Raw genomic sequence first — 14,374 nt, 5'->3', positions numbered from 1 at the left:
TGCCCGGGGATTTTTTTTACTGATCGAAATAATTTCCTGATACAATCTGCTTAAATTCTTCAACGGGCAAATTATACAGGTAAGTCCAGCAGCGCAATAATTCCGCTTCAACCGCTATATCTGCCAATACCCTTATAAACTCGTTTGGCTGGGGTTGTGTTTCCCCGTATCCTTCATAATCATCTAACTGCTCAAACAACGCCTGTGGTTTGTTTATCAAAAAAACTTTTCCGTGAACATAGTTTGCATCCTCAGTTTGTAAGATAGCGCCGGGGTATTCACCAATGTCATACAGTTTGCCGGTAAGTTTTCCATCTGCATAAAATGTGCAATTGTCTTTCAGGTAAATGGCAAATTTATTTTTATCATCTAAAAGGGAACCGTAAACAAATAAATAGCTGCAAATTTCTTCCATAGTTAAATTAGCTTAAACAAAGATACCGGGCCGCGCGTATAGGTAATGTGACAATTTTAATTTAAGCATTAAATTTATGTTGCTTAAATTGCCGCCATCAATTATGCTACGCCTTATGAACGAAGATCAGATCATAGCCTACCTTAAGGAAAACGATATAAAAAAGATAAAGTTTGCATTTGCTGATATCGACGGCGTTTTGCGGGGGAAGGTAATTCATCTTAAAAAATTTATGGACGGGCTGGAAGGTGGCTATGGATTTTGTGACGTGGTTTGGGGCTGGGACAGCAGCGATGCCTGTTATGATAACGTGAAACTTACCGGCTGGCACACCGGCTATCCAGATCAGCTATGCCGCATTGACCTTTCAACCTTCAGAACGGTTCCCTGGGATGAGAATATCCCGTTCTTTTTGGGTGATTTTAGTAAAGCCGATGGAAATGACCTGCCGGCCTGCGGACGGAGTCTGCTAAAACGGATTGCCAAACAATGCGATGACCTGGGTTATCACCCGGAGTTTGCGCAGGAATTTGAATGGTTCAATTTTAGTGAAACACCGCAAAGTTTAAAAGAAAAAAGCTTTACCAACCTGGAGAATCTTACACCCGGCATGTTTGGCTATTCTATATTACGTACATCTTTAAATGATGAGTTTTATAATGACCTGTTCGACCTGCTTCTGCAATTTGACGTTCCGCTGGAAGGTTTGCATACAGAAACCGGCCCTGGGGTTTATGAGGCCGCAATATTGCATGACCATGTGCTGGCAGCCGCTGATAAAGCGGTTTTATTTAAAACAGCGGTAAAAGAAATAGCTAACAAGCATGGGATAATGGCAACGTTTATGGCCAAATGGAACGAAAATTTACCCGGTTGCAGCGGACATATCCATCAAAGTCTTTGGACGAAGGATCAATCTAAAAACCTGTTTTATAGTGCTGATGATGAATACAATATGAGTGATTTGCATAAGCATTACCTTGCAGGGCAGTTACATTGCCTGCCGCAAATTTTACCGATGTATGCACCAACTATTAATAGCTACAAACGTTTGGTTGAGGGTGCCTGGGCTCCAACTACAGTAACCTGGGGTATTGATAACCGCACAACGGCGCTCAGGGTAATCCACACGTCTGAAAATTATACCCGTTTGGAAACGCGGATTCCCGGATCAGATACCAATCCGTACATTGCCATGGCAGCAGCACTGGCATCGGGGTTATATGGTATCAAAAACAAGTTACCGTTAAATATCCCGGCAACGGTTGGCAACGGTTACCAGGATACGAGAAATGGCAGCCTTTCAGCAAACCTTTATGATGCGACCAATTTAATGAAAGATTCAGCCCTGGCTAAAGAGATGTTCGGAGATGCCTTTGTTGATCATTTTACAAATACCCGTTTATGGGAATGCCGCCAGTTTGGTAAAAGCGTAACTGACTGGGAGTTAAAAAGATACTTCGAGATAATATAATTGATAATGAGTACTATACACATTGCAGAACTTGAGCAGCCGCTTAAGTCGAAAGCAAAAGCATTGACGCCGTTGGATTACACTTTTATACTAAAAAAAGCGTGGGAGGGATATGATGCGTCAAAATCAATAAGAGAAATAGAGGATATCAGCGCCATGGTTTCAACCAACCATGTGTTCAGGATAACTTTTCATGATGACGATATTGTTATAGCAAAGCTGGCTTACTTTGGGAAATATGAGCACTTTAAAGAGGATCACCGCATTATTCATGCGTTATCAAATAACCTGCTTTACCCTTTTGAGAATTTACTTTCAAAATCGTTACTTAAAAATAACCGGGTATATATTTACCGGTACAAGCAGGGAAAAACCGATGCATGGGTGGTTTTTTACAACCCCACAAGAATCCTTGACAGGTTGCCCCGCCGCCTTGAGGATCACCACATTATAAAACTGGGGCAACAGGTGGGTAAATTTCACAAAGCCTGCTCAAGGGTTAAGAATGTGCTGCCGAAATCGTCAAAGACGCTGCGGACCGATATCTTTTCGTTGCAGCGTGAACTGGAAACCAATGAGAAACAGTTTGGATCGGCCATGCAGGTTGATTTTTTGAAGTATCACTGCGAGTTGTTCCTCAAAAACAGGTCGAAATATAACATGTCTTCCTTCGAGATCATCCCTGTGTTTATTGACTGGAACATTGGTAATTTTTCAGTAACGCCTGATCTTGAACTTTACTCCCGCTGGGATTATGACTGGTTCAGGATGAGTTACCGGATCCTGGATTTTTACTTTTTTAGCCGCGTATGCTCCGACAGGGGCGACCGTACCGTTTTTAGTTATGTGATAACTACGATGATGGAAGACAGGTTTATCCTGTTTTTAAAGGAATATCATAAAGTAAATCCGATTACAGCAGACGAGATCAGATTTTTAAAGGAAGCTTACCGTTTTTTTATCTTAAATTACGTGATTAAGGATGGTAAATACTTTTTTAATGAACAGTATGCCAAAAAGCTGCAGGCAGAAGCTTTTGAAATCTATCTGCCATCAGTCGACAGGGATTTTGATGCGGAGAAAATAATTGATGCGCTAGGACTGTAGTTCATGGCTCATAGTTGATTACTCATAGAAAAAATAAGATTTAAATAACTAACCTCTGGTCTCTAACCTCTAATCTCTAACATGAAGCGCATTGAAAATTTTAAATCGATAATTGATAAATACGACATAATATTTTTTGATGCATTTGGCGTAATTAAAACTTACCAGGGCCTTGTGCCGGGCATCCATAAAACATTCGACTATCTGGAGGCCCAGGGCAAGGAATATTATATTGTTACCAACGATGCCTCGCGCAGCCCGGTACAACTGGCTGAGAGCTATCACAGGCATGGGTTAAAACATATTACCCATGACCGGATTGTTTCGTCAGGGATGCTTACTAAAGAATACCTTGACCTTAAGGTGGATGATGGAATTGTTGCCTTTTTAGGTACGCCTGAATCGTCGCACTATATTGACAGTTCGGGCTTGCATACCCTTCCTGTCAGCCAAATTAACGCGGATAATATTGATAAGGTAAATGCCCTGATTTTTTTGGATGATGAAGGTTTTAACTGGTGCGATGACCTGAATAAAACGGTCAATATCCTGCGTAAAAGGACCATTCCTGTTATTGTTGCCAATACTGACAAGGCCTACCCGGTATCATTAAGCGATGTTGGCATTGCAATAGGTGGTATAGCCGCCATGATAGAAAGTATAATAGGTAAACAGTTTATAAGGTTTGGAAAGCCCGACTCACAAATGTTTATGTTTGCTTATGACCTGATCCGCGAATACCGGCCGATCAGTAAAAAACAAATTGTGATGGTAGGGGACACGTTGCAAACTGATATTCTGGGCGGTAATAAATTCGGGCTGGATACAGTGCTGGTATTATCGGGCAACACGCTTCCCAAAGACGCTGATAACCGAATCACTTCTACCGGCATCGTACCCACTTATATTTGCGATTCGGCAGTTGTAGGCCTTGACGGGTTTGATTTTTAACAGTAAAACTGAAAATTTGCCGCAATTAAAAATAAAAACTACCTTAGCGTTCATAACCCTGAATTTCATAAACCAATTTATAGCTACGGCCTTTTTTTATGAAACAACTTTTAAATGTATTTTTAACAGTTTTATTTTTTAATGCTGCGCTGGCGCAATCTCATAAAAAAGAGTTTACTAACCCGCTATTGCCGTCGGGTGCCGATCCCTGGGTAATATATCATACCGGGTATTACTATTACACCAGTAGCAAAGGCGATAGGATAGTTTTATACAAAACCAAAAACATGGCAGATCTTAAATCTGCAAAAGAAGTAACGGTTTGGACACCGCCACCCAATACATCTTATTCCAAAGAAATATGGGCACCCGAGCTTCATTTCATAAATCATAAATGGTACCTGTATTTTGCTGCCGATGAGGGAAGCAACAATAACCACAGGATCTACGTTTTGGAAAATGCTTCCGCTGATCCGCAGCTGGGCAACTGGACATTTAAGGGCAAAATTTCAGATGCTACGAATAAGTGGGCTATTGACGCATCGGTATTTGAAAACAAAGGCAAGCTGTATATGATATGGGCCGGTTGGGAAGGCGATGAGAACGGGCAGCAAAATATTTACATAGCGCAGCTGAAAAATCCATGGACCGTTGGTACTAAACGGGTAAAGATCTCCAGTCCTACCTATAACTGGGAAAAATATGGCGATCTGCACGATAGCGGTAACCCGCCACATGTGAATGTAAATGAAGGCCCGGAAATTTTAAAACATAATAACAAGCTTTTCCTGGTTTATTCGGCAAGTGGCTGCTGGACGGATTATTATGCATTGGGAATGCTCAGTGCATCGACAGATAAAAATTTGTTAGATTCTGCTTCCTGGACAAAATCGGCTCAGCCGGTATTTAAGCAATCACCGGAAAATGGTGTTTATGCACCGGGGCACAATTCCTTTTTTAAATCTGCCGATGGTAAGGAAGATTGGATTCTATACCACGCCAATTCGCAGCCCGGGCAAGGTTGCGGTAAGGACAGATCGCCAAGAATGCAAAAGTTTAGCTGGAATGCAGACGGGACACCGGACTTTGGAACACCGGTAAAAGAGGGTATTTACATTACTGCACCATCACAATAACAATAAACATGAGATTATTCAATTTAAAGAGCCTGCTTGCAATTGGGTTATTACTAACCGTTTCTCCCGCAATATTTGCGCAGAAGAAAACCGTTTCAAATATCTGGCCGGCAGAAAAGGCAAATGCCTGGTATGCACAGCACAAATGGATAAACGGTGCTAATTTTTCGCCAAGTACGGCCATTAACCAGCTGGAAATGTGGCAGGCAGAAACCTTTGATCCGGCAACAATTGACAGGGAGCTGGGCTACGCAGAGCGCATTGGATTTAATGCGATGCGTGTTTTTTTGCATAGCGTGGTTTGGAAAGAAGACCCTAGGGGATTTAAATCAAGGATCAGCAAATATTTAGCAATTGCAGATAAACATCATATTCAAACCATTTTTGTTTTTTTTGATGATTGCTGGAATCCTAACGCCAGGCCGGGTAAACAGCCGGACCCAAAACCGGGGATTCATAATTCGGGCTGGATGCAGGACCCGGGCAGGCCGCTTACCACAGAAGCCGATTTTGCAGCACTTAAGGTTTACGTGGACGATATTTTAACCACCTTTAAGCATGACAAGCGTATTTTACTTTGGGATTTGTACAACGAGCCGGGCAATGGCGATAAAAATAAGATAGCATCAAGGCTTTTACCAAAAGTATTTGCGTGGGCGCATGCTGTAAACCCCGATCAGCCGGTAAGCTCAGGGATGTGGGACTGGAATTTGGAAGCATTAAATAAAGTGCAGCTAAAAAATTCTGATGTAATAACCTACCATTGCTATGATTCACCAGAGCTGCATCAGCGCGTAGTTCAATTACTTAAAATAAATAACCGCCCTGTTATTTGTACCGAATACATGGCGCGGCCCCGGAACAGTACATTTGAGAACACCATGCCGATGCTGAAAAAAGAAAATGTAGGAGCTATTAACTGGGGTTTTGTAAGCGGTAAAACCAATACTATTTACGCCTGGGACACCCCAATGCCTGACGGTGCCGAACCAAAAGTATGGTTTCATGACATCTTCCGTAAGGATGGCCAGCCGTATAAACAGGAAGAAGTGGATTTAATTAAAAAACTAAACGACAAATAACCAAACTAAACCAATTATTAAATTAGCCATTTTATGAAGCTTCCAAAAAAATTATCTGCAATATTATTACCGGCATGTATATTAGCTATATCAGCCTGTAATCAAACATCAACTGACAAAAAAAACACCACTATGACTGATAGTACTTCACATGCTTTGCCTGATACGGCTGCCTATGCAAAAACCATTAACGGTAAACAGACACACCTGTATATTTTGAAAAACAAACATGGTATGGAAGCCGCCATAACCAATTACGGCGGGCGCGTAGTAAGCATATTGGTTCCGGACAAGGAAGGTAAATTAACCGACGTTGTTTTAGGATTTGACAGTGTACGCGGGTTCGAGAAATCAACCGAGCGCTATTACGGCGCTACTATTGGCCGCTATGGCAATCGTATTGCAAAAGGAAAGTTTAAGATAGATGGAAAGGAATATCAGTCAAGCACCAACAACGCACCCAATATGCTGCACGGAGGCAAAAAAGGTTTCCAGGAAATGGTTTGGGATGCAAAACTTATTGATTCAGCAACGTTGGAATTGAGCTACCTGTCAAAAGATATGGAGGAAGGTTTTCCGGGTAATTTAAAGGTTAAGGTAACGTATTCGCTTACCGATGATAATTCATTTAAATGCGACTACGAAGCAACCACTGATAAGAAAACAATTGTTAACCTAACTAACCATGCGTTTTTTAACTTAAATGGCGCAGGCAGCGGTACGGTGCTGAATCATACCTTACAGGTTGATGCCGATACCTACGTGCCTGTTGACTCGACGTTGATACCTTTAGGAAAAATTGAAACCGTAGCTAACACGCCGTTTGATTTCCGCAAGCCGGTAACTATCGGCAGCCGCATTAATGATGATAATATCCAGCTTAAGAACGGAAAAGGATATGACCATAACTTTGTTCTGAATAAACACACCATTACTACTGCAGTGGCAACCGTAATTGGTGACAAAAGCGGTATAAAAATGGAGGTATTTACCGAGGAGCCTGGCCTGCAGTTTTACAGCGGGAACTTTATGAAAGGGTTAAATGTTATGAAAGCAGGTAAGAAAGACGATTACCGTACTTCGTTCGCATTGGAAACACAGCACTTTCCTGATTCGCCAAACCAGCCATCATTTCCTTCAACGATTTTAAAGCCGGGTGATGTTTATAAAACCCAGTCGAGCTATAAATTTTCGGTAGTAAAATAACCGATAAGTCTTTACAAGTTTTGTGCCTTTTCGGGAGCCGATGCAGCAATCGCGCAGCGTTTCCCGGGAAGGCATAATTATTACAAGGGTGAGCCAGGGTTGTCAGAATTACTGACCAGGTTTTCAAAGTCTTCAACTGTATCTACGTCGATACCCCCTGATGGGAAGGGGATAGTAGTAACATGGTCTCCATGTTTAAGTATCAGATTTTTAGCGCCTTCATTCCCTTTTAATAAAAGTAGTTCCGGGAAGTAGTAAGCATCAAAAAATACAGGGGGGCCTATTCCGCTGTTATAAGCGCACGCGGTAATGCTTTTTTGCGATTTTTCCTGTACCAACTGGTTTAGCAAGCGTGCATCTACAAAAGGCTGATCACAAAGCATTAAAATAACACCTGAAATTTGCGCATTCTTTTTCTGTAATTCATTTATGCCTAAATGAATAGATGATGACATACCATCTTTCCAGTTTTCGTTATAAATAATGTACACGGGGAATTTTTCAATCGTGGGTTTTATCACGTCGGCATTAGCGCCCAGCATTACTACAACAGGGTGGCAACCGGTAGCCAGCGCCGACCTTACGCTGCGTTGAAGTAAAGTTTCGCCCTGATAAACTAAATTCTGCTTTGGCTGGCCCAACCTGCTTGATGAACCGGCCGCCAGGATGATAATTCCGGTCATTTTATTTAAAGATTATTTTCAGTAACCACCGTAGTCTCACGGTTATGCACAGCAATTTTATCTCTTAAAGAATTTACTTTCCTTTTATTTAATACAGCCTGTATTTCAGCAATGATAGATAAAGCAATTTCATCAGCGTTTTCGGAGCCTATATCAATCCCAGCCGGCCCGTAAATGCTTCTTAACTGCTCAGCTGAAATAGCCAGGCCTTCATCCTGCAACTCATTCAACATTCTTTGCAGTCTTTTTTTAGGGCCAAGCGATGCCACGTAAGATAATTGCAGCGGCAACAGCTGGCGTAACATCGCCATATCGTAATTGTAATTATGGGTCATTAGCACAACAACCGTACGTTCGTCAAACCTAAGCTGCAAAAGTGCCTGGTCTGGTTTGGCTATAATGATCTTCCTGGCTAGCGGAAAACGTGCTGAAACCGCATAATTTGCGCGCCCGTCAACCAAAGTTACCTGCCAGCCCAAAACCGAAGCCATTTCAACCATTGGAATGGCATCATTGCCGGCACCAAATAATATCAGTGCAACGGCAGGTTGCAGCAGTTCAATAAAACAGGTATAGCCGTTGCCGTAAACATAGGTTTTAGTTACCGAATTGCCTTTTTTGAGCACTTCTTTTGCATCGCCAAGCACAGCTTCCTTTATCTCATCATCAGGAATTGCTCCCCGGGTTTGTTTATCTGCCTTCATCAGCAGGCAGGTGCCGGGCTGGGTTGCCTGCCTGTTATTTAATGAAAACACGGTTATCAGTACTACGGGTTGTCTTTTGCTTAAAAACAGCCGGAATAAATTGATCGGCGAATTTGGGTTTTCAGGAAACAGCGGTTCTATCAGGATGTGTATAATGCCGTTACAACCAAGCCCAACCCCCAATTTGGCGTCGTCGTCGTCCGTAGTGTCATAAGTAACCAGCATCGGTTTATTTTGTGCCATAACCAACCGTGCCTTTCGCAGCGCGTCGCCTTCCAGGCATCCGCCGCTTATTGCCCCGGTAAGCTGGCCGTCCTCGGTAACCAGCATCCGGGCGCCGGCCCGCCGGTAAGACGAGCCTTCAACCAAAACAACGGTAGCCAATGCTGTTTGCTTACCGGCACCGGCTGCTTTATCAAATGCGTTTACTATGTCCTGTAATTCTTTCAAAATTTATAATACTGTAGGTGGGTTAACAAATATAGGTCAATACCGTAAATATTTAACGGCAATTAGTGCTCATAAATTCATTGGTTTGTAAATAATGTGTGATTAATAACATAAAAAGTACAATCAAAAAACAATGTACTGATTTGTAATATTTACTTTTACACAGGCGGTATTAAGCCAGCGTGCGCTTATTGCGTTTTTTTATCATTATAAAAGTTTTTTAGTTGTTAACAGATAATCACGGACGAAAAATAAACTACCTGCGGCTTGCGGTAACTGACCGGTGCAACTTGCGTTGTTTTTATTGCATGCCCGAAGAGGGTTTAAACTGGTTAAGTCGCAAACAACTCATGACCTATGAAGAAATGCAGCAAACCTGTGCTTTGCTGGTTGAAATGGGGATTGAAAAAATAAGAATAACCGGTGGCGAACCATTTGTGCGGAAAGATATCATGAAATTATTGACAGCACTTTCTGAACTGCCGGGATTAAAGGAACTTACATTAACCACCAACGGCGTTTTAACTGCGCCGCATGTGGCGCAGTTGAAAAAGATAGGGGTAAAATCGGTTAATTTAAGTTTGGATACGCTGGATGCGGGCCGTTTTTTTAGCATTACCAAGCGGGATGAATTTTCGAATGTGATGGATACCCTTAACGGGCTTTTGGAGCACGATATTGAGGTTAAGATAAACGCGGTGGTGATGGACGGAAAAAACACGCAGGATATTATTCCGTTAGTTGAATTGACGAAAGACTTGCCTGTTAGCGTGCGCTTTATTGAAGAAATGCCCTTTAACGGCGACGGCCATGTTTATACAGGTTTAAAATGGGATTATGTGCGCATTCTTGATGAAATAAAAAACACTTACACGGATTTGAAAAAACTTGATGATCCGCAGTATTCAACTTCATACAATTACCAGGTACCGGGGCACAAAGGCAGCATTGGAATAATTGCAGCATATTCACGTACATTTTGCGGAAGCTGTAACCGGATCCGCATTACACCTGAGGGGGAATTGAAAACCTGTTTGTATGACAATGGGGTTATGAATATTAAAGACCAGCTGCGGCTGGGCGTTACTGAAAGCGATTTAAAAATGATGCTTTTAAAAACGTTTAATAGCAGGGCGAAGGATGGCTGGGAAGCGGAACACCTGAGGGCTGCAAACCAGGGTGTGCATGAATCAATGGCCACAATAGGTGGTTAATACTAATATTATAAATGCGGGTATATGATTACTGTTGAAGAAGCCGAAAAAGTAATACTGGCACAGGCTGCAGACTATGGTGCAGAAATTATTCCGTTTGAACTTTCACTGGGAAGGGTGCTGGCTGAGAACATTAAGGCCGACCGGGATTTGCCGCCATTTAACCGGGTTACCATGGACGGGATAGCAGTTAACTATAACGCTATTGAAGACGGAGTATGTACTTTTAAAATAAAGGCAACCCAGGCAGCAGGGGATGAACCTGTTGATATTGAAGAACAGGATGAGTGCATTGAGATAATGACCGGGGCCATGTTGCCAGGATCAGTTGATACGATCATTCGTTATGAAGACCTTTCGCTGCGGGCCGGTTTGGCAACGCTGGTAACCAACGAAATAAAGAGAGGACAAAATATTCACTACAAGGGGCAGGACAAAAAACATAATGAACAGGTAGCCGGCATCGGGCAGCTGATAACCCCGACGCTAATCAGTATGATTGCTTCTGTTGGCGAAACTGAACTTAGGGTCAAGAAATTACCGCGGGTGGTGATCCTTTCTTCGGGTGATGAGCTGGTGGATATTGATCAAACCCCATCACCATACCAAATCAGGCGGTCAAATAATTACACAGTTAAAGCGGTACTAACACAGCACCACATAGACGCTGATATGTTGCACCTGCCTGATGATGAGCTGGTAATAAAGAAACAATTGAAAACGTGTCTTGAAAATTATGATGTGATATTGCTTAGCGGCGGTGTATCAATGGGTAAGTTTGATCATATCCCCAAAGCACTTGAGGAATTAAAAGTTGAACAGCTTTTTTATAAGGTTCAGCAGCGGCCCGGCAAGCCTTTTTGGTTCGGTAAACACAACAAAGGGCCGTTGGTATTTGCATTTCCGGGTAATCCGGTAGCTACTTTTATGTGCCTGCACCGGTATTTTTTACCCTGGCTAAACGCCTCTATAGGGAAAAAACAAAAGCTGGCATTAAGTGCAGTTTTGAATAGCAGAATTAGCTTTCACCATCCTTTAAAATACTTTTTGCAGGTAAAACTGCAGCAAAATGAGTATTGCCAATTGGTTGCGATCCCCGTTGAGGGAAACGGATCGGGGGATTTTGCTAATTTAACCGATACAGATGCATTTATGGAACTACCTTTAGAGCGAAATGAATTTAAAAAGGGAGAAGTATTTAAAGTGTGGCCATTTGCCTGAGACCCGGCTACGCAAAACAGATAAAATATGATCACGCACTTAGATAAAAGCGGAAATCCAAAAATGGTTGATGTAACTGAGAAAACGGTAACCCACCGCACGGCAGTAGCACGCAGCATAGTATCGTTACCGGGAGAGGTGTTAACGCATTTAACAAATGGTGATCTGCAGACAAAAAAGGGTTCCGTTTTTCAAATAGCAATAATTGCCGGTATTATGGCGGCAAAAAAAACCGGTGAACTCATTCCGCTTTGTCATCCGCTTGGTTTGGACAATTGCAACATTACAATTATCCTGAATGAAAAACAGGAAGTGGTTATTGATTGTACTGCGAGTATAACAGCCAAAACAGGTGTTGAAATGGAGGCACTGGTTGGCGCTTCAATGGCAGCTTTAACGGTTTATGATATGTGCAAGGCCATGAGTCATGACATAGTTATTAAAGAAACCAAACTGATTGAAAAAACAGGAGGTAAACGTGATTTCAAAAGAGCATAAAAAACATACAGCACTTGTGCGGCCGGCGTTCGGTACCTTTAACCGGAATGAATGGGCCATTGTTGGCGGCCTCTGCACGGCTATAAAAGTGCTTGCCGACCAGGTGATCAGTGTGTTGGCAGCAGATTACAGATGTGCCTATGTCGATACGGTTCACAATGATGATATTATCCAGTTACCAGGGCGCTTGTCGGGCGGGGCATCCCTTGATTATAGCGACCAGCTAAATTATCGCCAGCTAAGTTACAGTGCAGATTTTAACTCATTTAAATTAAGGGATACTTTTTCAGAGGTTGATGTAGTAATTGCAAATGGCAACCACCACCAGTGTAAGGCACAGGTAGTGATCATCAGCGAGAAGAAAAGGGCCTCATTACAAAAACGGGCAGATCAGTTAAACAACGTTCAATTATTTTTGCTGACGGAGCACTCAACGGATGTTTTTGATTTTATACAAGAGGCTATCCCGAACTGGCACGAACTGCCGGTTTACCGGATTGAAGATGCCGAAAATATAAATGAATTTTTCAAAAAACAGCTATCGATGTCCAAACCGCCGTTAAACGGATTGGTGCTTGCCGGTGGTAAAAGCCAGCGGATGGGTTTTGACAAGGGTGCTGTAAACTGGCACGGGAAGGAACAGCGCTACCACATGGCTGATCTGCTAAAGCCTTTTTGTAATGACGTATTTATTTCATGCAGGGCCGATCAAAAAAGTGAAATTGATAAAGACTACTTAAGCCTTGCTGATACGTTTACTGACCTTGGGCCGTACGGAGCCATCTTATCAGCATTTAGAGAGCAGCCGGATAGTGCCTGGCTTGTAGTAGCCTGCGACCTGCCGCTGATGAATGAAGAAGCTTTAGATTATTTAGTGGAGGAGCGAAGGCCTTCGTCTGTTGCGACGGCTTACAGAAGCCCGGTTAATGAGTTTCCTGAACCCTTAATAACTATTTGGGAGCCTAAAAGTTACCCGTTGTTATTGTCGTTTTTGGCACAGGGATATTCGTGCCCGCGAAAGGTATTAATAAACAGCGATGTAACTTTGCTTACCGCCGCAAACCCGGCTGCGCTAACCAACGTGAACACGCGCGATGAATTTGAAGATATAAAAAGGGTTTTACATCAAAAAATAGCTGCCGAATGAAACCAGACTTTGTAAGATATAGTTGCCAGATAGCTTTGCCGGGTTTTAATGAGCACACGCAAAACCTGTTACAGAATGCGCGCGTACTGGTAGCGGGGGCCGGTGGGTTGGGTTGCCCGACTGCGCAATACCTTGCGGCAGCGGGTGTAGGTACACTGGGAATTGTTGATTTTGATACGGTATCTGACAGTAACTTGCACAGGCAGGTATTATATACACCTGCTGATTATGGACAAAAGAAGGTAACAGTAGCATGTGAGCGTTTGCAAAAACAAAACCCGGGGATAAAATTAGTTCCGCATGATGCGAGGATTACCTCGCAAAATGTAATGGAATTGATCGCTGCTTATGATATTATAGTTGACGGGACGGACAATTTTGAAACCCGCTATTTATTGAACGACGCTGCAGTAATTTCCGGCAAACCGCTGGTTTATGGAGCAATTTACCAATTTGAGGGTCAGGCGGCAGTATGGAATGTAGCCGGCGAATCAGGCGGAAGGTCGCCCAATTACCGTGATCTTTTTCCGCAGGTGGATGCCTCACAAATTCCTAATTGCACCGAGGGCGGTGTGATACCTACCCTGGCGGGAATTATTGGCTGTATACAGGCTAACGAAGTTATAAAGTATCTTACCCATACAGGCGAATTGCTGGCCGGAAAAATCTTGATATTTGATGCCCAAACCATGCAGAGCCGCGTGATAAAAATAGGCGATACTTCCCAGGCGAGAATTACGAAACTGGTTGAAACTGTAATTGTTCCCACAATTTCTGCGGTTGAGCTTAAAATAGAACTGGATCAGGATAGTGTTCAGTTGATAGATGTAAGGACGATAGAAGAACGGGAAGAATTTAATATAGGTGGTGAACATATCCCGATAGGTGTTTTACTCTCCCGCATGGATGCTATTGACAAAAACAAAAAGATAATTTTTTATTGTGCATCCGGTAAACGAAGCGCCGAAGCCGTAAAGATCATGAAACTAAAATATCCCGGTACTGCTGCGTTTTCTTTATTAGGGGGATTAAATGACTGGACGGAAGTTTTTGGTTAGCAGCAAACGCAAAGCCACATCGTAACTT

The 14,374-nt window shown here is 42.7% G+C and carries 14 protein-coding genes; 11 read left to right on the top strand and 3 right to left on the bottom strand.

Going from position 1 to position 14,374, the window contains the following annotated elements; translation table 11 throughout:
- Positions 1 to 16 precede the first annotated feature (16 nt).
- Positions 17 to 415, bottom strand: a complete 399-nt coding sequence (locus MuYL_RS14650; RefSeq protein ID WP_094571279.1) for a gamma-glutamylcyclotransferase family protein — start codon at positions 413 to 415, stop codon at positions 17 to 19.
- Between the two features lie 115 nt (positions 416 to 530).
- Here MuYL_RS14650 and MuYL_RS14645 point away from each other — a divergent pair, with 115 nt between their 5' ends.
- From MuYL_RS14645 to MuYL_RS14620, 6 genes are all read left to right on the top strand, one after another.
- Positions 531 to 1,889, top strand: coding sequence for a glutamine synthetase family protein (locus MuYL_RS14645; RefSeq protein WP_094572959.1), 1,359 nt, complete (start codon positions 531 to 533; stop codon positions 1,887 to 1,889).
- Positions 1,890 to 1,895: 6 nt separating this feature from the next.
- Positions 1,896 to 2,996: a hypothetical protein gene (locus MuYL_RS14640; RefSeq protein WP_245845559.1), complete on the top strand. Its 1,101-nt coding sequence runs from the start codon at positions 1,896 to 1,898 to the stop codon at positions 2,994 to 2,996.
- Positions 2,997 to 3,077: 81 nt separating this feature from the next.
- On the top strand, positions 3,078 to 3,947 hold the full coding sequence (locus tag MuYL_RS14635; protein ID WP_094571278.1) for a TIGR01459 family HAD-type hydrolase: 870 nt from the start codon (positions 3,078 to 3,080) through the stop codon (positions 3,945 to 3,947).
- A 98-nt stretch (positions 3,948 to 4,045) separates the two neighbouring features.
- Positions 4,046 to 5,083: a glycoside hydrolase family 43 protein gene (locus tag MuYL_RS14630; RefSeq protein WP_094571277.1), complete on the top strand. Its 1,038-nt coding sequence runs from the start codon at positions 4,046 to 4,048 to the stop codon at positions 5,081 to 5,083.
- Between the two features lie 8 nt (positions 5,084 to 5,091).
- Entirely contained in the window at positions 5,092 to 6,165 is a 1,074-nt protein-coding gene (locus MuYL_RS14625) for a glycoside hydrolase 5 family protein (protein WP_211710156.1), read from the top strand.
- Positions 6,166 to 6,198: 33 nt separating this feature from the next.
- Positions 6,199 to 7,371 carry an aldose epimerase family protein gene (locus MuYL_RS14620; RefSeq protein WP_094571276.1) on the top strand — a complete coding sequence of 391 codons (1,173 nt, stop codon included), beginning with the start codon at positions 6,199 to 6,201 and terminating at the stop codon, positions 7,369 to 7,371.
- A gap of 80 nt (positions 7,372 to 7,451) precedes the next feature.
- On the opposite strand, the gene MuYL_RS14615 is transcribed toward MuYL_RS14620, so the two are convergent.
- Positions 7,452 to 8,054 carry a nucleotidyltransferase family protein gene (locus MuYL_RS14615; protein ID WP_094571275.1) on the bottom strand — a complete coding sequence of 201 codons (603 nt, stop codon included), beginning with the start codon at positions 8,052 to 8,054 and terminating at the stop codon, positions 7,452 to 7,454.
- A gap of 5 nt (positions 8,055 to 8,059) precedes the next feature.
- A complete protein-coding gene (locus MuYL_RS14610; protein WP_094571274.1) occupies positions 8,060 to 9,208 on the bottom strand; it encodes an XdhC family protein in 1,149 nt (382 codons plus the stop codon).
- Between the two features lie 224 nt (positions 9,209 to 9,432).
- On the opposite strand from MuYL_RS14610, the gene moaA reads away from it, so the two are divergent.
- The 5 genes from moaA to MuYL_RS14585 are packed head-to-tail and all read left to right on the top strand — an operon-like array spanning position 9,433 to position 14,346.
- A complete protein-coding gene (moaA, locus tag MuYL_RS14605) occupies positions 9,433 to 10,422 on the top strand; it encodes a GTP 3',8-cyclase MoaA (RefSeq protein WP_094571273.1) in 990 nt (329 codons plus the stop codon).
- Between the two features lie 24 nt (positions 10,423 to 10,446).
- On the top strand, positions 10,447 to 11,643 hold the full coding sequence (locus tag MuYL_RS14600) for a molybdopterin molybdotransferase MoeA (RefSeq protein ID WP_094571272.1): 1,197 nt from the start codon (positions 10,447 to 10,449) through the stop codon (positions 11,641 to 11,643).
- Between the two features lie 27 nt (positions 11,644 to 11,670).
- Positions 11,671 to 12,141 (top strand): cyclic pyranopterin monophosphate synthase MoaC, encoded by a 471-nt coding sequence (gene moaC / locus MuYL_RS14595; protein ID WP_094571271.1) that lies wholly within the window; start codon positions 11,671 to 11,673, stop codon positions 12,139 to 12,141.
- Entirely contained in the window at positions 12,101 to 13,288 is a 1,188-nt protein-coding gene (locus tag MuYL_RS23535) for an NTP transferase domain-containing protein (protein ID WP_211710155.1), read from the top strand. Before moaC ends, MuYL_RS23535 begins: the two co-directional genes overlap by 41 nt.
- Complete coding sequence (locus tag MuYL_RS14585) at positions 13,285 to 14,346, top strand: HesA/MoeB/ThiF family protein (protein WP_094571270.1); 1,062 nt, start codon at positions 13,285 to 13,287, stop codon at positions 14,344 to 14,346. The genes MuYL_RS23535 and MuYL_RS14585 overlap by 4 nt, the downstream gene beginning before the upstream one ends.
- The last annotated feature ends 28 nt before the right edge of the window (positions 14,347 to 14,374 follow it).

It is taken from the genome of Mucilaginibacter xinganensis, assembly GCF_002257585.1.
In the GTDB taxonomy this organism is placed as follows: Bacteria; Bacteroidota; Bacteroidia; order Sphingobacteriales; family Sphingobacteriaceae; genus Mucilaginibacter; species Mucilaginibacter xinganensis.
Note: the sequence above shows the minus strand (reverse complement) of the source record. Positions and strands in the feature narration are given on the sequence as shown.

What these genes read in the sequence shown, in the direction of transcription:
- MuYL_RS14640 (WP_245845559.1), top strand. Translation starts at nt 1,896, where the DNA reads ATGAGTACTATACACATTGCAGAACTTGAGCAGCCGCTTAAGTCGAAA.
- MuYL_RS14630 (WP_094571277.1), top strand. Translation starts at nt 4,046, where the DNA reads ATGAAACAACTTTTAAATGTATTTTTAACAGTTTTATTTTTTAATGCT.
- MuYL_RS14625 (WP_211710156.1), top strand. Translation starts at nt 5,092, where the DNA reads ATGAGATTATTCAATTTAAAGAGCCTGCTTGCAATTGGGTTATTACTA.
- MuYL_RS14600 (WP_094571272.1), top strand. Translation starts at nt 10,447, where the DNA reads ATGATTACTGTTGAAGAAGCCGAAAAAGTAATACTGGCACAGGCTGCA.
- MuYL_RS14645 (WP_094572959.1), top strand. Translation starts at nt 531, where the DNA reads ATGAACGAAGATCAGATCATAGCCTACCTTAAGGAAAACGATATAAAA.
- moaC (WP_094571271.1), top strand. Translation starts at nt 11,671, where the DNA reads ATGATCACGCACTTAGATAAAAGCGGAAATCCAAAAATGGTTGATGTA.
- MuYL_RS14635 (WP_094571278.1), top strand. Translation starts at nt 3,078, where the DNA reads ATGAAGCGCATTGAAAATTTTAAATCGATAATTGATAAATACGACATA.
- MuYL_RS14620 (WP_094571276.1), top strand. Translation starts at nt 6,199, where the DNA reads ATGAAGCTTCCAAAAAAATTATCTGCAATATTATTACCGGCATGTATA.
- MuYL_RS14615 (WP_094571275.1), bottom strand. Translation starts at nt 8,054, where the DNA reads ATGACCGGAATTATCATCCTGGCGGCCGGTTCATCAAGCAGGTTGGGC.
- MuYL_RS14650 (WP_094571279.1), bottom strand. Translation starts at nt 415, where the DNA reads ATGGAAGAAATTTGCAGCTATTTATTTGTTTACGGTTCCCTTTTAGAT.
- MuYL_RS14585 (WP_094571270.1), top strand. Translation starts at nt 13,285, where the DNA reads ATGAAACCAGACTTTGTAAGATATAGTTGCCAGATAGCTTTGCCGGGT.